Below are 23,271 nucleotides of genomic sequence, written 5' to 3' on the forward strand. Positions count from 1 at the left end.
CCGGGCCGCCCGCTCCGAGGGCTACCGGGTGTACGTGGAACCGTCCGTTTCCAAGGCACCGGTGCGCGGATCGCGCTGCGGGCGCTGGTAGGCGAACTCGCCACCGCTGCGGCCGCCGAAAGGGCGACCATGGTCGGCAAATTCTTCCCGGAAGAACGCCAGGCACCACTGGCCCATCTGCAGGCGGGAACCAGTACGCAGGACCGACGCCGACCCGGGGCCGAAGCTGCCGCTGACTTTGCCGTGCCGCACCAGGACATATTCATCCCGGTCGTTGTGGACAATCTCCGCGTGAACACCGTCCAGGCCTGCAAGCCGCAGGTCAGCGGATTCATCGCTGCCGATACTCATCCGCTCGGCCGTGAGATTGAACTCGCGCGGTAACTGTCCGTTCCAGGTTTTCGAGTCCTGGACGAAAATCAACCGCGGCCGTCCGCCGCCGCTCGTGTAGTGGGTAGTGGTGATACGCCGGGGAATTCTGCGTTTGACCGTGGGCAACAGCGGAAAGAGGGTTCCGGGCGGCAGCAGGCTGAATTCCCGTGCCGGCGTGCGGCGACCCCGTTTGAGCATGGGCGCCAACGCGCCCAGCTTACCCAGCTTGATATGGGGTGACCTGGTAATTATCCGCTGCGAGGCCGGTGCCTCGACGTTGCCCAGGCTGATGATTCTTCCGTCCGGGCCGTCCACCACCACGGTGAGCCCTTGGTCCGAGAGTGTCCTGGCGAGGGGCCTGAGGTCGCCCAGGGAGGGAAGCCTCCGCGACTGCAGAGCGTCGAGGCGGTCCAGCGAGACGACCACTTCGGTACCGGATGCCTTCACCGACCCGCGGGCCTCCTCGCCGGTAGCCTCTTGGAGGGAGAAGTCCAGGTCGATGTCGGCCCTGAACCGCGGGGGCATGGTCAGGCCCTGTTCTCGTCGGAACCGGAGGCGTCCTTGTCACTGGTGGTCACGCGGAGACTTCCGTTCAGTTTCCAGGTGGCGCGGGGCGCGTCCGGGCCAATGTCACGGGGAACTTCGATGGTCATGTCGATGAAGTTGTAGTTGATCGCGGCGCCTTTGCCGGTCAGGTAAGACCACATCTCCTCAGCCAGGTCCGCCCAGTCGCGGATGCTTCGGTCGGCGGCGCCTGCACTGCTAGCTGCGTTGCTTTCAGTCGTCACGTTATGTCCTCTGTCTTGGCTGCCGGCATTTCTGCCGGTGCGGTGGAGTGGATCAATATGGCAACTCTAATGTCGGTACCCGCGGAGGGGAATGCCTTGGGCGAGCCACTTGCGCCAGCACAGCTCCAGATAAGCGCCGAAGGCAGCCGAACCCACCAAACGTACATTTTTCGTACAGAAAACTCCCAGAATCTGGGAGCATCATGGGAGTCATGAAAAAGAACGGTCCCGAAGCCAAGCTGCTCGTCGTCGATGATGAGCCGAACATCCGCGAGCTGCTGTCCACGTCCCTGCGCTTCGCCGGCTTCGAAGTCGTCTCCGCGGCCAACGGGCGCGAGGCCCTGGCGGCGGCCGATCTCCATTCCCCCGATCTGGCCGTCCTGGACGTCATGCTGCCGGATATGGACGGCTTCACCGTCACCCGCCGGCTGCGCGCCGCGGGCAAGCACTTCCCCGTTCTCTTCCTGACAGCCAAGGATGACACCGAAGACAAAGTCATGGGCTTGACGGTGGGCGGCGATGACTACGTCACCAAGCCCTTCAGCCTCGATGAGGTCGTGGCACGCATCCGCGCCGTGCTGCGCCGCACGCAGCCGCTCCAGGATGACGACGCCGTCATCCGCGTCGATGACCTCGAGCTCGACGACGATGCCCACGAGGTGCGCCGCGGAGGCACGGTGATCGAGCTCTCCCCCACCGAATTCAAGCTCCTGCGCTACCTCATGCTGAATCCCAACCGGGTGCTGTCCAAGGCCCAGATCCTGGACCACGTCTGGGAGTACGACTTCAACGGAGATGCCTCGATCGTGGAGTCCTACATCTCCTACCTGCGCCGCAAAGTCGACATTGACCCGGACGCCCCGGCCCTGATCCAGACCAAACGGGGCGTCGGCTACGTGCTGCGGACGGCCGAGAAGCGCTGACCTCCGTTGCTGCTCCGTTGGAAGTCGGCGTCGCTGAGGTCCCAGCTCGTCGCGATTATGACCGCACTGATGCTGGTGGCCCTCACGGCCACCGGCGCCGGGACCCTGACGCTGCTGCACAGCTATCTGCAGGGGCAGGTCGACGACAAGCTGCGGGCAGCGATTGCCTCGGTGCGCCAGCAGCAGTCGTTCAGCCAGCTGCAGGACCAACCGCAGAGCGTTCCCACCGACTATTCGCTGATGCTGTTCGCGCCGGGGCAGCCGGCGGTGCCGTTCGGCGGCAACAAGGTACTCCACCCCGATATCCCCAGCATCACCTCCGAGGAAGTCTCTGCCCGCGAACAGGCCCCTTTCCAGGTCCGGGGCACGGACGGACGGAACTGGAGGGTGGTCGCCCTGAACGTTGTAGACAGCAAGGAGCGCAGCTCCGTTGTGGTCATCGGGCTGCCACTGTGGCCGGTCGATTCGGTGATGGAACACGCCGTCCTGGTGGTGGTCGGCGTCGGGCTGCTGACCCTTGTCCTGGCGTTCTTCATCGCCACCTGGAGCATTTCCCGGTCCTTTCGGCCGCTGGCACGGGTTGAAAAGACCGCGGCGGCGATCGCGGCGGGCGATCTGTCCCGGCGCGTCGAAATCGAAAACCCCAATACGGAGGTGGGCCGGCTGGGCAGTTCACTCAATGCCATGCTGGCCCACATCGAGACGGCCTTCGCCGCCCGGATGGCTTCCGAGGAACGGATGCGCCGCTTCGCCGCGGACGCCTCGCATGAACTGCGCACGCCGCTGGTGACGATCCGCGGTTTCTCCGAGCTGTACCGGCAGGGCGCGTTGTCCACCCCGGAGGACGTGGCCACCGCTATGGGCCGGATCGAAAGCGAAGCCAAGCGGATGGGTGCCATGGTGGAGGACCTGCTGCTGCTGGCCAGGATCGATGAGCAACGGCCGCTCCAGCAGAAACCCGCCGATCTGCTGTTGATCGCCAACGACGCGGTGGTGGACACCCAGGCGAGCGACCGCGGCCGTGTCATCTCGCTGACCGGGCTCGACGGCGGTGCGCCCGCACCGGCGCCGGTCCTGGGCGACGAGGCCAAGCTGCGGCAGGTGGTTGGGAACCTGGTGGGCAACGCCCTGCGCTACACCCCCGAGGGCACGCCCATCGAAATCGCCGTCGGCGCCCGCACCGCGGAGGACGGGAACCGGCTGTCCGTTATCGAGGTCCGCGACCACGGCCCCGGCGTCCCGGCGGAGGAAGCGGCGCGGATCTTCGAGCGGTTCTACCGGGCGGACACCTCCCGCACCCGGGAGACCGGCGGCAGCGGGCTGGGACTGGCGATCGTCGCGGCCATCGTCGGCTCGCATGCCGGCACCGTCCGGGTGGAGGAAACCGACGGCGGCGGCGCCACCCTGGTGGTCAGCCTTCCGTTCCTGGACGAGTCCACGGCCACGGAGGAGACCGCGTCCAGTGCCGGTGCGGGCTCCGCTGCGGGCAAGAAGACCGGGACCGGCCCGGACAGCGCCTCCGGTAAGTAACGGGCCCCGGGGAAGTATCGCGGCCCCGGGAGAGTAATGCGCCGGAGGTCCGGCCGCTTTTTCCACATACCGTGGCCGGGCTAACCCCGTTCCCCCACGACCTGCCTACGCTCGCAGTGTCCGGAAATCCCGGAGCAGGCACTGTCGAGAGGCCATCCCATGAGCATCATCTCCGTCGACACGGAACTCCTCCAGCTCAAGTCAGCAACCGTCAAGGCCACGGTCGACCGGATCGGCGCGGACGTCCAGGCGATGAAACGGGGGCTGGACGAGTTGCAGGCCACGTGGCGCGGCTCGGCCGCCACCAACTTCCAGGCCCTTATCGCCGAATGGACGCTGACGCAGGGCAAGGTGGAGGCATCGCTCGCCTCCATCAACCTGGCACTGAACTCCGCTGCGGCCAGTTACGCCCAGGCCGAACTGACCAACACACAACGGTTCAGCTGACCGGCCTCCTGCGCGCCACAGGGAGGCTCAGGCCTCGGGCGTGCCCTGGTGGAAGCGGAGCCGCCATTGGGCGCCGTCATGGACCCACAGGGAGCTGCGCAGGGCCGTCCCTGCCCGGGCGTGGCTGCGGTATGTCAGGAGGATGGTCTGCTCGCCCAGCCGGTCAGCGCCCAGTATTTCCAGCTCGGTGGGGCCGCTTGGATTGTCTTCCAGCGACATCATCATGGCATCGCGGGTCCAGATCCGGCCTGAGGTCCCGATTTCGGTGAAGTCAGGGTGCAGCAGCACTCCGGTACGTCCCAGGTCGGAGCGCGTCTCCGGCAGGAGGAGCTCCCGCTCCAGGGCCTCGACGATGGCCTCCGGGCTCGCGTCAGTGCCCGGCGCGGGCGTCGGGTCCTCGTCCAGAACGCTGAAAAGATCCGGTTCGTCGAAGAGCGACGGTTCACCGAACGCCGGCCGCCGGCCGGTCTCCGCCGGTGCCGGCATGGACCCTGCCCGCGTCGCCGCGGGCGTTGCCTGGGCTGCCGGAGCGACGGCTTCCATGGCCGCCTCCATGGCGGCCTCGGCAGCCGCGCCGAACCCGGGACCCTGGCGTACGGCAACGCCCTGCTGGAAGGCAGTGGCAGCGGCCCTGGCGCGATCATCCGCCGCCTCGTTGAGGTCATGCCCCGCGTGGCCGCGCACCCATTCGAAGGTGTACTTGCGGCCGACCAGCGCCTGGTCGATTTCCTTGAGCAGCTCAACGTTCATCACCGGCTTGCCGTCGGATTTACGCCACCCTTTGCGCTTCCAGCCCGGCATCCACTTGGTCACGGAGTTGATGACGTACTGGCTGTCGCAGAGGATGTGCAGGTCCTCGCCCGGCAGGTGCGCAGTGGAGCGGAACAGATCCAGCACGGCCATGAGCTCGCCCATGTTGTTGGTGCCGTGCGGCCATCCGCCGGCCCGCCAGCAGTCGTCGTCCACGTACCATGCCCATCCGGCCGGACCGGGATTCCCTAGAGCCGAACCGTCGGCAGCTGCTGTAATCGTCACTGCACCATCCTGCCAGACCTCCGCCCCGCCCGGCGCCCCGCACCTCCGCCCATCAAACGCTCCCGCACCTCCGGCCCCAAACCACCCAACGCTCCCGCACGTCCGGATTCAAGTGAGGGAGCGTCGGCCAAAGGGCTGCAACAACTGAGGGAGCGTGTTGGGTCGCGGTTAACGCCGACGGCGGCCCCACCCGAAGGAGGGACCGCCGTCGTTGTTTACTGCATGTTCAACGCTGGTTGAGCAGCACTGGAGCAGGGTGGTTAGAAACCGCCCATGCCGCCCATGCCGCCCATGTCGTCGCCGCCGCCCATCGGGGCGCCGGCCTTCTCGGGCTTGTCGGCCACAACGGCCTCGGTGGTGAGGAACAGACCGGCAATGGACGCCGCGTTCTGCAGGGCAGAGCGGGTGACCTTGACCGGGTCGTTGATGCCGGCAGCCAGCAGGTCGACGTACTCGCCGGTGGCTGCGTTCAGGCCGTGTCCTGCGGGCAGGCCGCGGACCTTGTCGACCACAACACCGGGCTCGAGGCCGGCGTTGAAGGCGATCTGCTTCAGCGGCGCGTCGATGGCAACGCGGACGATGTTCGCGCCCGTTGCCTCGTCGCCCGCGAGCTGCAGGTTGGCGAATGCCTTGGCACCGGCCTGGATCAGGGCCACGCCACCGCCAGCGACGATGCCCTCTTCGACAGCAGCCTTCGCGTTGCGGACAGCGTCCTCAATGCGGTGCTTGCGTTCCTTGAGCTCAACTTCGGTTGCGGCACCGGCCTTGATGACTGCAACGCCGCCGGCCAGCTTGGCCAGGCGTTCCTGCAGCTTCTCGCGGTCGTAGTCCGAATCGGAGTTCTCGATCTCGGCACGGATCTGGGAAACGCGGCCAGCGATCTGGTCAGCGTCGCCTGCACCCTCGACGATGGTGGTCTCGTCCTTGGTGACAACCACCTTGCGGGCGCGGCCCAGGAGTTCGAGTCCGGCGGTCTCAAGCTTGAGGCCGACTTCCTCGGAGATGACCTGGCCACCGGTGAGGATGGCGATGTCCGCGAGCTGCGCCTTGCGGCGGTCGCCGAAGCCCGGAGCCTTGACGGCGACGGACTTGAACGTGCCGCGGATCTTGTTGACGATCAGCGTGGCCAGGGCCTCGCCCTCGATGTCTTCGGCAATGATCAGCAGCGGCTTGGAGGACTGCATGACCTTTTCGAGGACAGCAACCAGTTCCTTGACGTTGGAGATCTTGGAGTTGACGATCAGGATGTACGGATCCTCAAGGACCGTTTCCTGGCGCTCGGCGTCGGTGACGAAGTAAGCGGAGATGTAGCCCTTGTCGAAGCGCATGCCTTCGGTGAGTTCCAGCTCCAGGCCGAAGGTGTTCGACTCCTCGACGGTGATGACGCCTTCCTTGCCGACCTTATCCAGGGCCTCGGCAATCAGGGCGCCAATCTCGTTGTCACCGGCAGAAATGGACGCGGTGGCGGCAATTTCTTCCTTGGTTTCGATTTCCTTGGCGGAGGCCAGGAGCTCGCGGGTGACCGCTTCGACGGCCTTCTCGATGCCGCGCTTGAGGGACAGGGGATCAGCGCCGGCCGCGACGTTGCGCAGGCCTTCCTTGACCAGGGCCTGGGCCAGCACGGTGGCGGTGGTGGTTCCGTCGCCAGCGACGTCATCCGTCTTCTTGGCAACTTCCTTGACCAGCTCGGCGCCGATCTTCTCGTAAGGATCGTCCAGCTCGATCTCCTTGGCGATGGAAACACCATCGTTGGTGATCGTGGGGGCGCCCCACTTCTTTTCGAGGACGACGTTGCGTCCACGCGGGCCGAGGGTGACCTTGACGGCGTCGGCGAGGATGTTCAGGCCCCGCTCAAGACCGCGGCGTGCCTCTTCATCAAATGCAATGATCTTGGCCATAACGGCAGTAGTCCTTTCGGGACAGTCGTTAAGAATGAACCTTGCTGCGGTGCCCGCGACGGACGATCCCGGCCCTGTGGCCTCTGTATGCCACTGAACCCGGACCTCACCTCAGCCAGGTGTTTCTTCGCTCCTGGATCGGCGGCTTCAACTTCGCGGCCGGTGAACCGGGCGTCGTTTTAGCAGTCAATACGCGGGAGTGCTAAATCAATAATTAGCACTCCCCCGGGGAGAGTGCAAGCAGTGCATGGGCCGAAGGGGCCCTGCATCGGCGTACTGGCGCACTCCAGCACGGCTCAATACGCTACGGGCGATTAACTCCCGTTGGTGCGGGCAGTTTCGTTGCCGCTCATGGTGGCCGTGTTGTCCGGACCGTAGGTGTAGACGACATAGTTCGCGGAGCTGACGTCGCCGTTGGAATCGAAGCCGACCGGCCCGGATTCCCCGTCATAGTCGGGCCGGTTGCCGGCCCGGAGGGCGTCGAGGCACTCCTGGTAGGTCTTGCAGACCGTGGCTTCGCCGGAGGGCCCGCCGTTGCCTGGGGTCTGCACGTTGCCGCCCGAGACGGCGATCAGGCTGGCGGCAATGGACGTTCCGGCGTCGTCCTGCGCTGCGGCGGCCGCGATGGCGGCAAGGTTGACGGCGTCGTATGTTTCGGCGGCAAACGTCATGTCCTTCAGCTCCGGGTCCACAGAGACCAGCTCGCCCTGGAAGTGCGCAGAGGCAAAGGTCCCCGGCAGGATCCCCCGCGCACCGTCCAGTGCCCGGGACCCCAGGCCGGAACCGTACTGGTTGACAGCCCCGTCGCTGAGGATGAGCTTCTTGCCGGACAGCCCGGCGTTGTTCAGTTCGGCGATGGCACCCTGGGCACCGTCGCGGGAAACCAGCACGACGGCGTCGGGAGCCGCCGCCTTCGCGGCAGCAACCGCCTGCTGCGCCTGGCCCGGGGCGAACCCGGCGACGGCAACAGGCCCCAGCCCGGCCTCCTTCGCCGCGGCCGCCACCGCGTTGGACACGTCCTTGCCGTAACTGCCTTCCTCGTACACAACGGCAATGGTCGCCGCGCCGCCGTCCTTGGCGAGCTTGACCAGAACGGGGGCCTGCGCAATGTCGGCGGCTGAGGTGCGGAAATAGTAGCCGTTGCTCTCATAACCGCTGAGTCCGCTGGCAGTGTTCGCGGGGGAAATCATGGCTACTTTGGCGTTGGAAAGGACGTCAATCGCGGCGGGCGCGCGGCTGGAGTCGGTCGGGCCGATGACGACGTCTGCTTTGGCGTCAACCAGCGCTTTGGCCTGCACTGCGGTGTCTCCGCTGACGGTCTCAGGCAGCAATTCCACGGGTTTGCCCTTGTGGCCTCCCGCGGCGTTGATTTCCTTGACGGCAAGTTTCGCGGCGGCAAGTTGGGGGGCGTTGAGGAAGCTCTGAGCGCCCGTGTTGTCGAGGATCAGCCCGATCCGCAGGGTTCCGTCGCCGCTCGCGTCGGCCTGCTCCACGCGGGCACCGCCCGCCGGTCCCAGGCACGCCGTGGTGGTCAGCGCGGCAGCGGCCAGCACCGCTACGGTCCTGCCCCGGCGCAGGGCCACAGTCCGCCGTCGTGCGGTGCTGCCGGCGGCCTTAGGGCCGGGTTTCTTTCCGGCAGGGCCCGTTCCGGCCGGGTCCATTCCGGCGGGGTCCATTCCGGCGGGGCTGGTTCCTGCCGGGTCCTGCCCTGCTGCGGCTGCGGCGAAGGTCACTAGGCGGGCCGGACGCTTTCGGCCTGCGGGCCCTTTTCGCCTTCGCCGACTTCGAGTTCCACGCGCTGTCCTTCGTCCAGGGCACGGTAGCCCTCCCCGGCGATGGCGGACCAATGCACGAAGACGTCGGCGCCGGAATCGTCCACGGTGATGAAGCCGTAGCCCTTTTCGGCGTTGAACCACTTCACGGTTCCCAATGCCATGGTGTCCACACTTTCAGTTGGCTTGCGGGCGGTCCACCACAATGTGGGCCGCGGAATGCGCTGCGCAGAATGCAGAATGCGCTACGCAGGATGCAGAATGCAGGAGGCGCGACAGCTGCGGGCCGCCGGATGCACAAACAGTCCGCAAATACTGTACCCACAGCCTCCGGCCGGAGCGGCCGGCGCGGTCCGGTTCGGCCCCGAATAGTTATTCAGGCGTAACCGGAACGGCTATTGGAAGCCGGGAGCCAGCACAACGACCAGCGGCACCTGGAACTCGGCCGAGTCCACCACGGTCTCGATGCCAAGGAGCTGGCCGAGTGCTTCCGCGTTGTCTTTCTGCGCAGCACCGCTGTAGAAGACCACCGAGCGCTGCTGAGGCACGCCGCCCCAGTTCCCCAGCTCGCCCAGTGTCCAGCCGGCGGTGGAGACTGTGCCGCCCACGCGGGTCGCCAGTCCGGCGGTGGCGGTGCCGTTAAAGATCGCCACCGGCTGGGTCTTGTCGACGGCGGCAGTCGGCGTCGGCGTGGCGGAGGGGGTGGCGGACGCGGCGGGCGTCTCACTGGCTGCTGCGCTGGGAGATGCCGGGCTGGGCGGTGCCGCGCTGGGCGAGGCCGGAGTGGAGGCTGTGGCCGCGGGGGCGCTGCCGGCGCCCTGTTCAGCCGAGACCGCAGCGGTGTTTCCGCCGGTGGAGAGCCCGAGCTTCGGCAGGATCAGGAACGCCACGAGGCCGACGGCCAGGGCTGCGGCGCCGACCGCCAGGATGGGTGCCAGACGGCGGCGGCGGGATTCCGCGACGGCCCGGTGGACACCCTGTCGCGTGGAGGTCTCCGGGACCCGATCAAATTCATCCCGAGCGTATTTGGTCATGGTAAAACGACGTCCTTGCTGATTTCTGACGAATTGTCGACGCCGGCTGTCGCGCGGGAATCCGCGCATCCGGCTGTGTTTTACGCGTCTGAGCCCAAGCGGCGGGCAGTGCGCGCACGTTGGCGTGACGTACGTAGTCTACGCAATCTCTTGACCAACATCGGATCGTGGGCCAGCGCAGCCTCGGTATCGATGAGCGCGTTGAGGATCTGGTAATAATGCGTTGCGGAAAGGTCGAACAGCTCCCGGATGGCCTGCTCCTTGGCGCCGGCGTACTTCCACCACTGCCGTTCCAGCGCCAGCATCTGCTGGTCCCTGCTGCTCAGGGACGACGCGGGGCTGGTGCCGGCGGCGACCGAATCCGCCGTCGAAAGGTGCTCTTGCGCTTGTTCGGCCACTGCACACTCCCTGCTTGTTACGGTGAGGATTGTTCCGCTACGGACGGATCCGGTGAAAAGTCTTCCCCCATGCTACGGGCGAATAACAAGGTTGTCATTTGCCATCCTGCGAGAATGGGCCTTGTGCCGAACTCAGATTCCCTTGACTCCGATGCCCTGTTCGAACTGGAGGCCGGCCCGGCCGGGGCCGTCGGCTTCGCCGAGCTGGCTAGCCTGCCGCTGAAGGAGCTGGTGGCCCCCGACTGGGCCGAGGCCCTGGCGCCGGTCGAGGGGCAGTTGCGCGACGTCCTGGAATTCCTCGGCCGGGAAGATGCCGGCGGCCATGCGGTCCTGCCGCCGCCGTCGGACCTCCTGCGGGCGTTCCGGCAGCCGCTGGCGGATGTCAGGGTGCTCATTGTGGGCCAAGACCCGTATCCGACGCCGGGCCACGCCGTCGGGCTGTCTTTCGCCGTGGACGGCTCCACCCGGCCCATCCCGCGCAGCCTGGCAAACATCTACAAGGAACTCGACGCCGACCTGGGACTGCCGCCCCGGATCCACGGGGACCTCAGCCGGTGGGCGGACCAGGGTGTGCTGTTGCTGAACAGGGTCCTCAGCGTCCGTGCCGGGGAGGCGGGCTCGCACCGGGGCAAAGGCTGGGAAGCCATCACTGCGGCGGCGATCAGCGCACTGGCGAACCGCATCACCGCTGACGGCGGGCCGGCTCCGCTCGTGGCGATCCTGTGGGGCAAGGATGCCGAAGCTGTCCGGCCCATGCTGGGTTCGACGCCGGCGATCACCAGCGCCCATCCGAGCCCGCTCTCGGCCGCTCGGGGATTTTTCGGCTCCAAGCCGTTCAGCCACGCCAATGCGCTGCTCCAGGAACAGGGCGACGGCACTGTGGACTGGGAACTGCCGCCACTCCCGTAGCCTGCTTCACAGACCGGGACCGCCCGGCCGTCTTGGCTGGTTTCTTGGCTAGGCTTGGCCTCATGACATCAGTGCCCGCCGCCACTTCGGCCACCCGGAAATCCCGCCCGCAGACCAACCTCACCGTCCTGCGCCGCGAGCAGCTCTCCCCGCACATGGTCCGGATCGTTGCCGGCGGCCCGGGCTTCGCCGGCTATGTGAACAACGCCTTCGTGGACCGGTACGTCAAGATCGTGTTTCCGCAGCCCGGGGTCACCTATCCGGAACCGCTGGACCTCTGGGAGATCCGGGACACCATGCCCCGGGATCAGTGGCCGCATACCCGGACCTACACCGTCCGCTGGGTCGACGAGGCCGCCGGGGAACTCGCCATCGACTTCGTGATCCACGGCGACGAGGGCCTCGCGGGGCCCTGGGCCGCGTCCGCCCGGCCCGGCGACACCCTCATTTTCACCGGCCCGGGCGGCGGCTACAACCCGGACCCGGCCGCGGACTGGTACCTGTTCGCGGGCGACGAATCCGCGTTGCCGGCCATCAGCGCCTCGATCGAATCGCTGCCGCAGGACGCCCGCGGCCTGGCGTTCCTCGAGGTGGACGGCGACGCCGATATCCAGGCAATCGCCGCGCCGGCCGGCGTCGAACTGCGCTGGCTGCGACGCGGCGGCGTTCCGGCCGGTGCCAGCGAACTGCTGGTCGCCGCAGTGCGCGACGCCGCCTGGCCTGAGGGGCGGGTGCAGGTCTTCGCGCACGGCGAGCGGGGCTACATGAAGAGCCTGCGCGATGTGCTCTACGTGCAGCACGGGCTGGATCGCTCCCAGGTGTCGCTGTCCGGCTACTGGGCCAAGGGCCGCGTGGAGGATGACTTCCAGGCCGAGAAGAAGCTCCCTATCGGGAAGATCTAACAGCAACATCCAGGCCGCGTGCCGCAAACGAGGGCTAGCGGCGGCGAGCCCGGCGTCGTTCGTTGCTGGCCAGGCCGCGGGTCAAGGGCCGGGCCAGGGTGTCACCGAGCACGATGCCGGCCGCGACGCCCATCACGATGGCACCGGCATTGAGCATGCCCCCCGCGCCCAGCAGGATTTCCGATTCCTCAATCGTCAATACATACATGGAACGGAATATGGTGAGTCCGGGCAGCAGGATCAACGCGGCCGGAACTGCCACCACCAGCTGCGGAGCACCCATCCGGAGGGCCACCACCCGGGCCAGAAGTCCGATCACGACGGCGGCGAGCGCCGGTGAAAAGCGCATCCCGATGCCCGCGGCCTCTGCCCCGATCAGGACCAGGTAGCCCACGACACCCACAGCCGCGGTCGGCAGCAGGAGCGTCCAGCCGGTCTGTTCGGTGATGCCGATCATCAGCACCGCGATGGCGATCAGGATGACCACCACCCACAAGGGATACGCCGGCGGGAATGTTTTAGTGACGTCGATCGGCTCCATGCCTGTCATCGCCACCACCACAAAGCCCACGGCGATGCCGGCCACAAGAGCACCGAAAGTCAGCATTGTCGAGAGGAACCGGCCGGCCGCAGTGACCGGGAAGCCGTTGATGGCGTCCTGGACCGAGGAGACCAGCCGCCCGGTCGGCAGGAGCAGCAGGATGCCGCCCACCACCACGATCTCAGGGGCGATCTGGATCCCCACGAGGCCGCCGAACCGCCACAGCAGGAGGGCGATGAAGGTCACCAGGAAGGAACATGAGGCGGTGATGAAAAAATCCGGGGTGCGCCAGCGGCCCAGCTGCCGGGCCAGCAGGCTGACCAGCAGGTTGGACACAAACGCCACCGCGGAGGCGCCGGGACCGCCGCCCAGGACACCGACGAAGACCGCGGAGAAGACCCCGAACGCCACGGTGACCATCCAGCGCGGGAAGGGCTTGGACCTGCGGGTGATCTCCTCCAGCCGGCGCACGGCCTCATCGCGGCCCACACCGCCGGCAACAATCTCGGTGACCAGTTGGTGAACCTCGGAGAGACCGGCGTAGTTGTTCGTCCACGACCGGACCACACGCAGCAGCGAGATGGGCGTCTGATCCTTGGGCGCGTAGTTGATGGCCACCGACTGGTTGGTGATGTCCACCTCGATGTGTTTAAGACCCAGCGCGGCCGTCACGGCGATGATGCTGGTTTCCACTTCAAGGGCGCCGGCACCATACCGGAACATGGACTCGGCCAGGTGAAGCGCGAAGTCGATGGTCTTGCGGGCAGAGGTGTCCACCCCGCCCACCTGGATCATGGGGTTCGCGTAGGGGCTGCCTGCGAGGCGGTCCACGATGCTCATCGGGGCGGTGGGCGGGTTCTCCCCCTGGACCAGCCGGCGGAGCATGCGCTTGGCGGCGACGTTCTGCCGCACCTGCGTGGCCGACATCGGTTCGGTCTTGGGCAGTGCGTCCGTGGGCGGCCTCCGGCGGCCGTCGGATTCCTTGGTCATTCCGGCTTCCTTGATGTCCGTGCCTGCCGGTTTAGTAGAACTGCTGGCCGGTGCGGCGCGTGTAGAGCTGGCGTGCTATGCGCTCCCCCGCAGCCATCCAGGCCTTGTACTTCAACGGGTTCAGCACTTGGTCGTAGCAACCGACGAAGTCGGTCACGGTCTTGCTGAAGCTGGTCTTGAACAGGCCCAGGCCGTGGAACGGGTTGGACGTGTCCTTGAGCTGGTCGCTGGGCGGCGTGCCGCAGAAATCGTATTCGGTGCAGCCGAGTTCCTTGAGCTGGTTGATGGCCCGCCACTGCACGAGGTGGGAGTCGCCGTACTGGCCGCGCTTCTGCAGCGAGCCGCCGTCTTTATAGGTGCCCTTGCGGCCGTAGTTGATCACGAAGGCGCCCACCGAGGGGACGCCGTTCTCGTAGACGAACAGGAGCCGCCCCTGGTCCCGCTTGATGAAGTTGGTCCAGAACTGCTGGTAGTACTCGTAGTCGCGGACGCGCACCTGGGACTTGGCTTCCACGGTGGTGGTCATGAGGGCGTACATGGCACGGAAGTTTTCCTCGGTGGGCTCCACGTTGCGCACCTCCACGCCTTCGCGGATGGCGCGGCGGACGGCGTTCCGGCCCCGGGAGTGCAGGTTGCGCAGCAGCTGGTTCTCCTCCGGGGAAATGTCCAGCAGGGCCGTCGAGTCGTTGGGCTGCAGGTTGTGGGTCTTAACCAGGCCGGCAGCTTCGATGACGCTCTTGGCGGACTCGGAGAGCACGATGTCCGGCTCGATCTTGATGGCGAAGACCCCCAGCCGGGCGCGTTTGACGAACTCGGCGTTGGCGGCAGCGATACCCGGGATATCCTCAACGGCGGCCACATCAGGGCCCTTGATGAGGTACCAAAGCTTGCCCAGGAGCGGGAACGACTTCTCCAGGACCAGGTTGTAGCTCGTGTAGTCGGCCGTTTCGTAGACAAGGTGGAGGGGCTTCCAGCCGAAGTACTGCTTGACCTCGGCAAACGCCTCCGACTGCAAGAGATTGCCGCCATTGGGGTTCGCGGTTACGTGGGCATCCCAGTTGGCGATCTCTTCGGCAGAGGCAAAACGGGCGGTGAATTCACGCAAGGGTGCGGTATCCAATCATTGCTGTACGAGTTTCGGCGGCATGCGGACATGCACGTTCAAGTCTATCCGCCACACCCCATGTTCCCGCCCGGACCGGAGCCGCTACGCTGGAAGCATGCCGCCAGATCAGAACTCCCCAGCTGCAGCATCCGCAAGCCGTGCCCGCCCGTCCGGGCAGCCCGGGGTAGGCACCCAGATCCTGGGACTGCTGGCCTTCCTCGCGGCCTCCGCTCTGGTTGCAGGACTCGGCGGGCTGGCCACCGGCAACAACGTCGACGGCTGGTACGCCACGGCGGACAAGGCCCCCTGGTCACCGCCGAACTGGGTGTTCGGACCGGTCTGGACCTTGCTTTACACCGCGATGGCCGTGGCCGCCTGGCTGGTCTGGCGCCGCCAGGCCGAAGGGACCAGGCCAGCCCTCACCGCTTACGCCGTCCAGCTGGTGCTTAACCTGCTGTGGACACCGGCATTCTTCGGCCTGTACCCGCTGCTAGGCACACCCGCCCTCTGGATCGCCTTCGTTATCATCGTCGCCCTGGCCGTTGCGGTGTCCGTGACCATTGTCCGCTTCGGGCCGATCAGCCGCACGGCCGGGCTGCTGTTGCTGCCCTACCTGGCCTGGATCGTGTTCGCTTCGTCGCTGAACCTCTGGATGGCGCTGCACAACTGACCCCCTGCCGGCACTACTCCGAACTCAGCACTCCACCACGTTCACGGCGAGGCCGCCCATCGCAGTCTCCTTGTACTTGGAGCTCATGTCCCGGCCGGTCTCCCGCATGGTCACAATGACCTCGTCGAGGGACACCCGGTGCGAGCCGTCGCCCCACAGCGCCATCTTGGCGGCGTTGATGGCCTTCGCGGCCGCGATGGCGTTGCGTTCGATGCAGGGAATCTGCACGAGGCCGCCGATCGGGTCGCAGGTCAGGCCCAGATTGTGCTCCATCGCGATTTCCGCGGCGTTTTCCACCTGCTGTGGTGTGCCGCCCATCACTTCGGCCAGGCCCGCGGCGGCCATCGACGACGCCGAGCCCACCTCGCCCTGGCAGCCCACCTCGGCGCCGGAGATCGAGGCCTGTTCCTTGTACAGCACCCCGATGGCCGCGGCGGTCAGCAGGAACTTGACCACAACGTCGTCGCGGTCCTGCTGGGTGGCCTTGTCCATGCCGGGGGCGAAGTGCAGGGCGTAGTAGAGGACGGCGGGGATGATCCCGGCGGCGCCGTTGGTGGGGGCAGTGACCACACGCCCGCCCGAGGCGTTTTCCTCGTTCACGGCGAGGGCGATCAGGTTGACCCATTCCTGCCAGTACTTCGGGTCCCGGTAGTCGGGGTCCTGGCCGCGGGTTTCCTTCATGAGCCGTTTGTGCCAGTCGGGCGCGCGACGGCGGACCTTGAGTCCGCCGGGCAGCAGCCCTTCGCGCTTGAGGCTCACTGCAACGCACCCTTCCATAACGGAGTAGATGTGCAGAAGCCCGTCGCGGATCTCTTCCTCGGTCCGGGAGGCACGCTCGTTGACGAACATGATGTCGCCGATCGAGAGGCCCTTGGACTGGCAACGGCCCAGCAGCTCCGCGGCGGTGCGGAAGGGCAGCGGCAGTTCCTTCTTGGATTCGTCGAGCTCCTTCAGCGCCGCGTCCTCCTCGCCCTCGCGCACGATGAAGCCGCCGCCGACGGAGAAGAAGGTGGCGCGGTGCAGGACTTCGCCGCTGGCGTCGGAAACCGTGAAGGTCATGCCGTTGGTGTGCCGGGGCAGGATGGTCAGGGGGCGCAGGATCATGTCCTGGACGCCGTAGGGAAGCTGGACGGAACCGGCCAGCTGCAGTTTCCCGGTCTCAGCGATCGCGGCGAGCCGTTCCTCGACTTCCTCGGGGAGGATCAATTCGGGGTGGAAGCCCTCCAGGCCGAGCAGGATCGCGGTCATGGTGCCGTGGCCGTGGCCGGTGGCGGCGAGGGATCCGTACAGGTCAACGCGCAGCGATGCCACCTTGTCCAGGTCCCCGGAGGCCTTGAGCTCCTCGGCGAAGACGGCGGCGGCCCGCATGGGACCCACCGTGTGTGAACTGGACGGTCCTATTCCGATGGAAAAGAGGTCGAAGACTCCAACGGCCATTGTCGGTTCCTAACTAGCGCTAACTGTGGCCCGGCAGAGGGTTCTGCCGGAAGGCGGTGCGGCCGCCGGTTGGCGGTGCGTGCCGCCGGATGCACGACGCCGGGCGGCAGCTTGTGGCGGCGGCCCGGCGTCGTGATCTGCACTGCTTCTACTTCTGTAATACGTCCCTTAGGCGAGGTTATCAACCGAGGGATAGAGTGGGTGGGCGGCGGCGAGGGCCTCCACCCGGGAGCGCAGACCGGACAGGTCGGCGCCGGCGTCGGCGATCAGCGCCTCAGCGATGATATCCGCAACCTCCGCGAAAGCCGCCTCGCCGAAACCGCGGGTGGCCAGCGCGGGCGTGCCGATCCGCAGCCCTGACGTGACCATCGGCGGGCGCGGGTCGAACGGGACGGCGTTGCGGTTGACCGTGATGTCGATTTCCGCGAGGCGGTCCTCGGCCTGCTGACCGTTCAGTTCGCAGTTGCGCAGGTCCACGAGGACCAGGTGAACGTCGGTGCCGCCGGAGATCACGTTGATCCCCTTCGCGGTGACGTCCGGCTGGACCAGCCGCTCGGCCAGGATCCGGGCGCCGGCCAGCACACGTTCCTGGCGTTCCTTGAACTCGGGGGACGCGGCGATTTTGAAGGCCACGGCCTTGCCGGCGATAACGTGCTCCAGCGGCCCGCCCTGCTGTCCGGGGAACACGGCCGAGTTGATCTTTTTGGCGATGTCGGCGTCGTTGGAGAGGATGATGCCGCCGCGCGGGCCGGCCAGGGTCTTGTGCGTGGTGGAGGTGGTGACGTGGGCGTGCGGCACCGGGGAGGGGTGCAGTCCGGCCGCGACGAGCCCGGCGAAGTGGGCCATGTCCACCATCAGGTAGGCGCCGACCGAGTCCGCAATCCGGCGGAACTCGGCGAAGTCCAGCTGCCGGGCGTACGCGGACCAGCCGGCCACGATCAGCTGCGGCTTGTGCTCCTGGGCGAGGCGCTCCACCTCGGCCATGTCGATCCGGTGGTCCTCTTCGCGGACCTGGTACGGGATGACGTTGTACAGGCGGCCGGAGAAGTTGATCTTCATGCCGTGGGTGAGGTGGCCGCCGTGCGCCAGGTTCAGGCCCATGATGGTGTCGCCCGGACGGATCAGGGCATGCATTACGGACGCGTTGGCCTGGGCGCCGGAGTGCGGCTGGACGTTGGCGTACTCGGCGCCGAACAGGGCCTTGACCCGGTCGATGGCAAGCTGTTCGATGACGTCCACGTGCTCGCAGCCGCCGTAGTAGCGCTTGCCCGGGTAGCCTTCGGCGTACTTGTTGGTCAGCACGGAGCCCTGCGCCTGCATAACCGCCTTGGCGGTGTGGTTCTCCGAGGCGATCATTTCCAGGCCGTCTCGCTGGCGGGTGAGTTCGGCGTCGATCTTCGCGGCGATCTCCGGGTCCAGGGCGGACAGGTCCGCGTCCAGGCTCGGGGAGACGACCTGCTCAAACGTAGTTACCTGCGCAGCGCTCACAGTTCGCCACCGTTCTTGGACGCGTACTCCTGGGCGGAGAGCAGCGGGCCGTCCGATTCGGCGGCCACCTTGAAGAGCCACCCGGCGCCGTACGGATCGCTGTTGATCAGGGAGGGGTCCTCGACGACGGCGGGGTTGGTTTCGGTGACCTCGCCCGTGACGGGGGCGTACAGGTCGGAGACGGACTTGGTCGACTCGACTTCGCCGCAGGTCTCCCCCGCGGTCACCGTGGCGCCGACCTCGGGCAGGTCCACGTAGACGATGTCGCCGAGGGCGTCCGTGGCCACGGCGGAGATGCCGATGGACACAACGTTCCCGGCCTCCCGCGCAACCCACTCGTGCTCGTCGGAATACTGCAATTCGGGGGCAACTCTTGCCATGTGATTTTTCCTAAGTCTCGGAGTGGTCTTGGTGCTAAATCTATTGTTGCTGGGTTACGTGATGACCGTGGTCGGGTTACGCGGCGGGGTTCGCCATCCTCCGCGTGCTCGCTCGTACACCCCACCGTCCCCCTAACCTCGCAAGCTCGGTCAGGGAACCCGGACGATGGGGCACTCGCTTAGACGCACGCTTCCGGATGCCGCGCCCCCACCGCTAGTGCCCAGTTCAGTTTTCAGGAGTCAACAATTTCTAACGACGGCCGGTTCCGGAAAGGAACCGTGGCCGTTCATATTCTTCTAGAGCCGACCCTCGGTAGGTGGTTCAGCTCCCAGCACCTTCGGCTTTCAAAGCCGCCGGTTCCCGTTGGTCCTCTGGTGGTCGGTTGTCCAAGAGGTGAGCTGCACTCGAGGGGCCGGCTGGCCGCGGTTTTCGAAAGCGTGCGTCAAAGCGACGAAGGAGCAGCACGCGTGAAAACTGGGGCCTGCCGGCCCCAGGGCCGGGTACCGCTGAGGCACCCGGTCCCGCTGAGGTACTCGTTGGGCTACTTTTGGCGCTTGTAGAAAGGCAGTGCCACAACTTCGAACGACTCTGCCTTGCCTCGGAGGTCGATGTCCAGGGCGGTGCCGGGTTCGGTGAACTCGACGTCGACGTAGGCCATGGCGACCGGGTAGCCCAGGGTGGGTGAGGGCTGGCCTGAGGTGACTTCGCCGACGACGTTTCCGTCCTTGAGGACCGGGTAGTGGCCGCGGCCGGCCCGGCGGCCGAGGCCCTTGAGGCCGACGAGCTTGCGGCCCGTGGTGGATCCGGCGCCGGCTTCCTTCTTGGCGGCCAAGGCGGCCTTGCCGACGAAGTCGCCTTCCTTGGACAGCGCGACGATCGGGCCCAGCCCGGCGGCGTACGGGTCACCGTCGAGGGAGAGTTCGTTGCCGTAGAGCGGCATGCCCGCCTCGAGGCGGAGAGAGTCGCGGGACGCCAGCCCGGCGGGGGTCAGTTCGCCGTCCTCGGCGATGGCGACGAGAGCCTGCCAGAGGGCGGCGGCGTCGTCGTTCGCGACGAAGATTTCGAAGCCGTCTTCACCGGTGTAGCCGGTGCGGGCCAGCAGGAGCTCCTGGCTGGTGCCACCGAACATCAACGGAACTTCGACGGCGGCGTAGTACTTCAGCCCGGTGACGAGCTCGTGCTGCGCGGCGGGAACCAGACGCAGCAGGATCTCCTGGGCCTTGGGTCCCTGCACGGCGATCAGCGAGATCTCGGCGGAGGCATCCTGGACGGTGACGTTGAAGCCGCCTTCTTGGGCAGAACCGGCCCGCTCGGCCAGGGCCGCGGCGACTACCTTGGCGTTGCCCGCGTTGGGAACCACGAGGAACTTCTCGTCGTCACGCCGGTAGGTGATGAGGTCATCGATGATGCCGCCGTCCTCGTTGCAGATCAGCGAGTACTTGGCCTTGCCGACCGCCATCGCGGAGATCTTGCCAACCAGGGCGTAGTCGAGGAACGCCGCGGCGTCCGGTCCGGTGACCCAGACCTCGCCCATGTGGGAGAGATCGAAGAGGCCCGCGGCCCTGCGGACGGCGTGGTGTTCGGCGAGTTCGGAGCTGTACTTGAGCGGCATCTGCCAGCCGCCGAAGTCCGTGAAGGAGGCGCCGAGCTTCTTGTGCTCTTCGTAAAGTGCCGTGTAGTTCTCAGTCATCGTTGGCTGTCCCTAGTTGTTAGAGGCGGAATCGTCGGTGTGATCTTCAAAAGCTTCGAGGGGAGGGCAGGAGCAAATCAGGTTGCGGTCGCCCGCGGCGCCGTCGATCCTGCCGACCGGCGGGAAGTACTTGTCCTGCTTGAGCGTGTGGACCGGGAAGACGGCCTGTTCGCGCGGGTATTCCCGGGTCCAGTCGGTGCTGATGACAGCAGCGGCGGTGTGCGGGGAGTTGCGCAGCGGGCTGTGCTCCACGGTGAACTCGCCGTGGGCCACCTGGTCGATCTCGGCGCGGATGGAGATCATCGCCGTGATGAACCGGTCGATCTCGCCGAGGTCCTCGGATTCCGTGGGTTCGACCATCAGCGTGCCGGCCACCGGGAACGCGAGGGTGGGCGCGTGGAAGCCGTAGTCGATCAGGCGCTTGGCGACGTCCTCGGCCGTGACGCCGGTCTTGGCCGTGAGTTCGCGCAGGTCCAGGATGCACTCGTGGGCCACGAGTCCCCCTTCACCGGTGTAGAGCACCGGGAAGAAGTCGTTCAGGCGGGAGGCGATGTAGTTGGCCGCGAGCAGGGCCGACTTGGTGGCCTCGGTCAGGCCCTGGCCGCCCATGAGCTTCACGTACGCCCAGGAGATCGGCAGCACACCGGCGGAGCCGTAGCGGGAGGCGGAGATCGGCGTGCCGCTTTCGCCGTTGGCCGGATCTGCTGCGTTGCCGGGCATAAACGGTGCCAGGTGCGCCTTGGCCGCGACCGGGCCGACGCCGGGGCCGCCGCCTCCGTGCGGGATGCAGAAGGTCTTGTGCAGGTTCAGGTGCGAGACGTCGCCGCCGAACAGGCCCGGCTGGGCCAGCCCGACGAGCGCGTTGAGGTTGGCGCCGTCGATGTAGACCTGGCCGCCGGCGGCGTGGATGGCGTCGCAGACTTCGCGGACGTCGGCGTCGTACACACCATGGGTGGACGGGTAGGTGATCATGATGCAGGACAGGGCGTCCCGGTGCTGCTCGATCTTGGCGGTGAGGTCCGCGTGGTCGATCGTCCCGTCCGGCGCGGTGGCGACGACAACCACCTTCATGCCGGCGAGTACGGCGGAGGCCGCGTTGGTGCCGTGTGCGGAGGCCGGGATGAGGCAGATGTTGCGCTGCTCGTCACCGCGGGAGTGGTGGTAGCCGCGGATGGCCAGCAGGCCGGCGAGCTCTCCCTGGGATCCGGCGTTGGGCTGGATGGACACCTGGTCGTAGCCGGTGATCTCGGTCAGCTGCGCTTCGAGGTCCGTGATCAGTTCGCGCCAGCCGGCGGTCTGGGACTCGGGGGCGAAGGGGTGGATGGAGGCGAACTCCGGCCAGGAGATGGCTTCCATCTCGGCCGTGGCGTTCAGCTTCATGGTGCAGGAGCCCAGCGGGATCATGGTGCGGTCCAGGGCAAGGTCGCGGTCGGAGAGGCGGCGGATGTAGCGCAGCAACTGCGTCTCGGAGCGGTGGGTGTTGAAGACCGGGTGCTGGAGGTAGTCGGAGGTGCGCTCGACGGCGGCATCCAGCGCGAAGCCCTCTACTGAGTCGGCCACCGTAGCCCCGAAGGCGGCGACGACGTCGGCGACGTTTGTCCCCGTCGTGGCTTCATCGGTGGAGACGCCGACGGTGTCGGCGTCGATGCCGCGCAGGTTGATGCCCTTGGCCTCGGCGGCGGCGACGATCTCCGCTGCCTTGCCGGGGACCGAGACGGTGACGGTGTCGAAGAAGGAGGTGTGCAGGACGTCCAGGCCGGCGGCCTTGAGCGAGGCGGCGATGGTCCGGGCGTGGCCGTGGGTGGTCTCGGCGATTGCCTTGAGGCCGTCCGGGCCGTGGTAGACGGCGTAGAACGACGAGACGATGGCCAGCAGCGCCTGGGCGGTGCAGATGTTGGACGTGGCCTTCTCGCGGCGGATGTGCTGCTCGCGGGTCTGCAGGGCCAACCGGTAGGCCGGAACGCCGGCGTTGTCCTTGGACACGCCCACCAGGCGGCCGGGCATGGACCGCTCCAGGCCCTTCTGGACCGCCATATAGGCGGCGTGCGGGCCGCCGAAGAACAGCGGGACGCCGAAACGCTGGGCGGAGCCGACTGCGATGTCGGCGCCCTGCTCGCCCGGAGACGTGATGAGGGTCAGGGAGAGGAGGTCCGCCGCGACGGTGACGAGCGCGCCGCGTTCCTTGGCCTCGGCGATCACGGCGGTGTGGTCGAACACCCGGCCGGAGACGCCGGGCTGCTGCAGGACGACGCCGTTGATAACGCCGTCGGGCAGTCCCTGGGAGAGGTCCGCGACCTCCACCTCAAAGCCGAGGGCCTCGGCGCGGCCCTTGACGATCGCGATGGTCTGCGGCAGGCAGTCGGCGTCGAGGACGGTCTTGCCGTCGTGGGCCGTTTTGTTCTTGTTGGCGCGGCGCATCATCAGCACGGCCTCGGCGACGGCGGTGGCTTCGTCCAGCAGCGAGGCGTTGGCGATCGGCAGGCCCACGAGGTCCTGGACCATGGTCTGGAAGTTCAGCAGCGCCTCGAGCCGGCCCTGGGAGATTTCCGGCTGGTACGGCGTGTACGCCGTGTACCAGGCCGGGGCCTCGAGGATGTTACGGCGGATGACGGCCGGCGTGACGGTGTCATAGTAGCCCTGGCCGATCATCTGGACGGCGGTCTTGTTCTTCGCGGCAAGCTGACGCAACTCGGCCAGGACCTCGACTTCACTGAGCGCCGCGCCGAGCGAGAGCGGGGAGTCCTGGCGGATGTCCTTCGGAACGGCGGTGTCCACGAGGGCGTCGACGGTGTCGTAGCCGACAGCCTTCAGCATGGCGTCGACATCGGCCTGGCGGCGCGCGCCGATGTGCCGGTCAACGAAGGACGTGGAGGCTGAGGTAACAGTCACAAGGAACTCCATAACTAAGGCGGCGCAGGGTACGCCACATTGATTCGGGTTCCTCCCCGCTCTGTATTGGAC

At 66.9% G+C, this 23,271-nt stretch carries 21 protein-coding genes; 6 read left to right on the top strand and 15 right to left on the bottom strand.

Annotated features, from left to right (window positions below):
- Nucleotides 1-21: 21 nt before the first annotated feature.
- Together FS787_RS13915 and FS787_RS13920 are read right to left on the bottom strand one after the other, a co-directional pair.
- The gene (locus FS787_RS13915) at nt 22-897 is read right to left on the bottom strand and encodes an FHA domain-containing protein (RefSeq protein ID WP_144673153.1); all 876 of its coding nucleotides are present in this window, start codon (nt 895-897) and stop codon (nt 22-24) included.
- 2 nt (nt 898-899) lie between these two features.
- A complete protein-coding gene (locus FS787_RS13920) occupies nt 900-1,160 on the bottom strand; it encodes a hypothetical protein (protein ID WP_144673155.1) in 261 nt (86 codons plus the stop codon).
- A gap of 212 nt (nt 1,161-1,372) precedes the next feature.
- Here FS787_RS13920 and FS787_RS13925 point away from each other — a divergent pair, with 212 nt between their 5' ends.
- The 3 genes from FS787_RS13925 to FS787_RS13935 all read left to right on the top strand — a co-directional run bounded on the left by FS787_RS13925 (nt 1,373) and on the right by FS787_RS13935 (nt 4,060).
- On the top strand, nt 1,373-2,083 hold the full coding sequence (locus tag FS787_RS13925; protein WP_144673157.1) for a response regulator transcription factor: 711 nt from the start codon (nt 1,373-1,375) through the stop codon (nt 2,081-2,083).
- A gap of 6 nt (nt 2,084-2,089) precedes the next feature.
- Complete coding sequence (locus FS787_RS13930) at nt 2,090-3,613, top strand: cell wall metabolism sensor histidine kinase WalK (protein WP_144673159.1); 1,524 nt, start codon at nt 2,090-2,092, stop codon at nt 3,611-3,613.
- A 159-nt stretch (nt 3,614-3,772) separates the two neighbouring features.
- Nucleotides 3,773-4,060: a WXG100 family type VII secretion target gene (locus FS787_RS13935; protein WP_144673161.1), complete on the top strand. Its 288-nt coding sequence runs from the start codon at nt 3,773-3,775 to the stop codon at nt 4,058-4,060.
- Nucleotides 4,061-4,087: 27 nt separating this feature from the next.
- Here the strand turns inward: FS787_RS13935 and FS787_RS13940 are convergent, their stop codons facing one another.
- The 6 genes from FS787_RS13940 to FS787_RS13965 all read right to left on the bottom strand — a co-directional run bounded on the left by FS787_RS13940 (nt 4,088) and on the right by FS787_RS13965 (nt 10,197).
- A complete protein-coding gene (locus FS787_RS13940) occupies nt 4,088-5,095 on the bottom strand; it encodes a ribonuclease HI family protein (protein WP_144673163.1) in 1,008 nt (335 codons plus the stop codon).
- 260 nt (nt 5,096-5,355) lie between these two features.
- On the bottom strand, nt 5,356-6,993 hold the full coding sequence (groL, locus tag FS787_RS13945; protein ID WP_144673165.1) for a chaperonin GroEL: 1,638 nt from the start codon (nt 6,991-6,993) through the stop codon (nt 5,356-5,358).
- 314 nt (nt 6,994-7,307) lie between these two features.
- Nucleotides 7,308-8,726 carry an ABC transporter substrate-binding protein gene (locus FS787_RS13950; RefSeq protein ID WP_260982561.1) on the bottom strand — a complete coding sequence of 473 codons (1,419 nt, stop codon included), beginning with the start codon at nt 8,724-8,726 and terminating at the stop codon, nt 7,308-7,310.
- Nucleotides 8,726-8,929 carry a cold-shock protein gene (locus tag FS787_RS13955; protein ID WP_056426478.1) on the bottom strand — a complete coding sequence of 68 codons (204 nt, stop codon included), beginning with the start codon at nt 8,927-8,929 and terminating at the stop codon, nt 8,726-8,728. The genes FS787_RS13950 and FS787_RS13955 overlap by 1 nt, the downstream gene beginning before the upstream one ends.
- 231 nt (nt 8,930-9,160) lie before the next feature.
- Nucleotides 9,161-9,799, bottom strand: coding sequence for a LytR C-terminal domain-containing protein (locus FS787_RS13960; protein ID WP_144673167.1), 639 nt, complete (start codon nt 9,797-9,799; stop codon nt 9,161-9,163).
- Between the two features lie 80 nt (nt 9,800-9,879).
- Nucleotides 9,880-10,197 carry a DUF3263 domain-containing protein gene (locus FS787_RS13965; RefSeq protein WP_144673170.1) on the bottom strand — a complete coding sequence of 106 codons (318 nt, stop codon included), beginning with the start codon at nt 10,195-10,197 and terminating at the stop codon, nt 9,880-9,882.
- A 123-nt stretch (nt 10,198-10,320) separates the two neighbouring features.
- Between FS787_RS13965 and FS787_RS13970 the strand changes: the two genes are divergently transcribed.
- Both FS787_RS13970 and FS787_RS13975 read left to right on the top strand, forming a co-directional pair.
- Nucleotides 10,321-11,106, top strand: a complete 786-nt coding sequence (locus tag FS787_RS13970) for a uracil-DNA glycosylase (RefSeq protein ID WP_395940350.1) — start codon at nt 10,321-10,323, stop codon at nt 11,104-11,106.
- A 62-nt stretch (nt 11,107-11,168) separates the two neighbouring features.
- Entirely contained in the window at nt 11,169-12,008 is an 840-nt protein-coding gene (locus FS787_RS13975; protein WP_144673174.1) for a siderophore-interacting protein, read from the top strand.
- Between the two features lie 34 nt (nt 12,009-12,042).
- Here FS787_RS13975 and FS787_RS13980 read toward each other — a convergent pair whose 3' ends face one another.
- Together FS787_RS13980 and FS787_RS13985 are read right to left on the bottom strand one after the other, a co-directional pair.
- Nucleotides 12,043-13,539, bottom strand: coding sequence for a threonine/serine exporter ThrE family protein (locus FS787_RS13980; RefSeq protein WP_144673176.1), 1,497 nt, complete (start codon nt 13,537-13,539; stop codon nt 12,043-12,045).
- 31 nt (nt 13,540-13,570) lie between these two features.
- Nucleotides 13,571-14,644, bottom strand: a complete 1,074-nt coding sequence (locus FS787_RS13985; protein ID WP_144673178.1) for a peptidoglycan bridge formation glycyltransferase FemA/FemB family protein — start codon at nt 14,642-14,644, stop codon at nt 13,571-13,573.
- Between the two features lie 115 nt (nt 14,645-14,759).
- Here FS787_RS13985 and FS787_RS13990 point away from each other — a divergent pair, with 115 nt between their 5' ends.
- Entirely contained in the window at nt 14,760-15,314 is a 555-nt protein-coding gene (locus tag FS787_RS13990) for a TspO/MBR family protein (RefSeq protein WP_144673180.1), read from the top strand.
- Nucleotides 15,315-15,338: 24 nt separating this feature from the next.
- On the opposite strand, the gene FS787_RS13995 is transcribed toward FS787_RS13990, so the two are convergent.
- The 5 genes from FS787_RS13995 to gcvP form a co-directional block, all read right to left on the bottom strand.
- Nucleotides 15,339-16,751, bottom strand: a complete 1,413-nt coding sequence (locus FS787_RS13995) for an L-serine ammonia-lyase (protein WP_144673182.1) — start codon at nt 16,749-16,751, stop codon at nt 15,339-15,341.
- A gap of 168 nt (nt 16,752-16,919) precedes the next feature.
- Nucleotides 16,920-18,239, bottom strand: a complete 1,320-nt coding sequence (gene glyA / locus FS787_RS14000) for a serine hydroxymethyltransferase (protein ID WP_144673184.1) — start codon at nt 18,237-18,239, stop codon at nt 16,920-16,922.
- Nucleotides 18,236-18,619 carry a glycine cleavage system protein GcvH gene (gene gcvH / locus FS787_RS14005; RefSeq protein ID WP_144673186.1) on the bottom strand — a complete coding sequence of 128 codons (384 nt, stop codon included), beginning with the start codon at nt 18,617-18,619 and terminating at the stop codon, nt 18,236-18,238. The genes glyA and gcvH overlap by 4 nt, the downstream gene beginning before the upstream one ends.
- Nucleotides 18,620-19,161: 542 nt before the next feature.
- Nucleotides 19,162-20,310: a glycine cleavage system aminomethyltransferase GcvT gene (gene gcvT, locus FS787_RS14010; RefSeq protein ID WP_144673188.1), complete on the bottom strand. Its 1,149-nt coding sequence runs from the start codon at nt 20,308-20,310 to the stop codon at nt 19,162-19,164.
- Between the two features lie 12 nt (nt 20,311-20,322).
- Nucleotides 20,323-23,211 carry an aminomethyl-transferring glycine dehydrogenase gene (gene gcvP, locus FS787_RS14015; RefSeq protein ID WP_395940351.1) on the bottom strand — a complete coding sequence of 963 codons (2,889 nt, stop codon included), beginning with the start codon at nt 23,209-23,211 and terminating at the stop codon, nt 20,323-20,325.
- Nucleotides 23,212-23,271 lie beyond the last annotated feature (60 nt).

This window comes from Arthrobacter sp. U41, assembly GCF_007679325.1.
Classification (GTDB): domain Bacteria; phylum Actinomycetota; class Actinomycetes; order Actinomycetales; family Micrococcaceae; genus Arthrobacter.

What these genes read in the sequence shown, in the direction of transcription:
- FS787_RS13915 (WP_144673153.1), bottom strand. Translation starts at nt 897, where the DNA reads ATGCCCCCGCGGTTCAGGGCCGACATCGACCTGGACTTCTCCCTCCAA.
- FS787_RS13925 (WP_144673157.1), top strand. Translation starts at nt 1,373, where the DNA reads ATGAAAAAGAACGGTCCCGAAGCCAAGCTGCTCGTCGTCGATGATGAG.
- FS787_RS13935 (WP_144673161.1), top strand. Translation starts at nt 3,773, where the DNA reads ATGAGCATCATCTCCGTCGACACGGAACTCCTCCAGCTCAAGTCAGCA.
- groL (WP_144673165.1), bottom strand. Translation starts at nt 6,993, where the DNA reads ATGGCCAAGATCATTGCATTTGATGAAGAGGCACGCCGCGGTCTTGAG.
- FS787_RS13955 (WP_056426478.1), bottom strand. Translation starts at nt 8,929, where the DNA reads ATGGCATTGGGAACCGTGAAGTGGTTCAACGCCGAAAAGGGCTACGGC.
- FS787_RS13960 (WP_144673167.1), bottom strand. Translation starts at nt 9,799, where the DNA reads ATGACCAAATACGCTCGGGATGAATTTGATCGGGTCCCGGAGACCTCC.
- FS787_RS13975 (WP_144673174.1), top strand. Translation starts at nt 11,169, where the DNA reads ATGACATCAGTGCCCGCCGCCACTTCGGCCACCCGGAAATCCCGCCCG.
- FS787_RS13980 (WP_144673176.1), bottom strand. Translation starts at nt 13,539, where the DNA reads ATGACCAAGGAATCCGACGGCCGCCGGAGGCCGCCCACGGACGCACTG.
- FS787_RS13990 (WP_144673180.1), top strand. Translation starts at nt 14,760, where the DNA reads ATGCCGCCAGATCAGAACTCCCCAGCTGCAGCATCCGCAAGCCGTGCC.
- FS787_RS13995 (WP_144673182.1), bottom strand. Translation starts at nt 16,751, where the DNA reads ATGGCCGTTGGAGTCTTCGACCTCTTTTCCATCGGAATAGGACCGTCC.
- gcvH (WP_144673186.1), bottom strand. Translation starts at nt 18,619, where the DNA reads ATGGCAAGAGTTGCCCCCGAATTGCAGTATTCCGACGAGCACGAGTGG.
- gcvT (WP_144673188.1), bottom strand. Translation starts at nt 20,310, where the DNA reads ATGACTGAGAACTACACGGCACTTTACGAAGAGCACAAGAAGCTCGGC.
- gcvP (WP_395940351.1), bottom strand. Translation starts at nt 23,211, where the DNA reads ATGGAGTTCCTTGTGACTGTTACCTCAGCCTCCACGTCCTTCGTTGAC.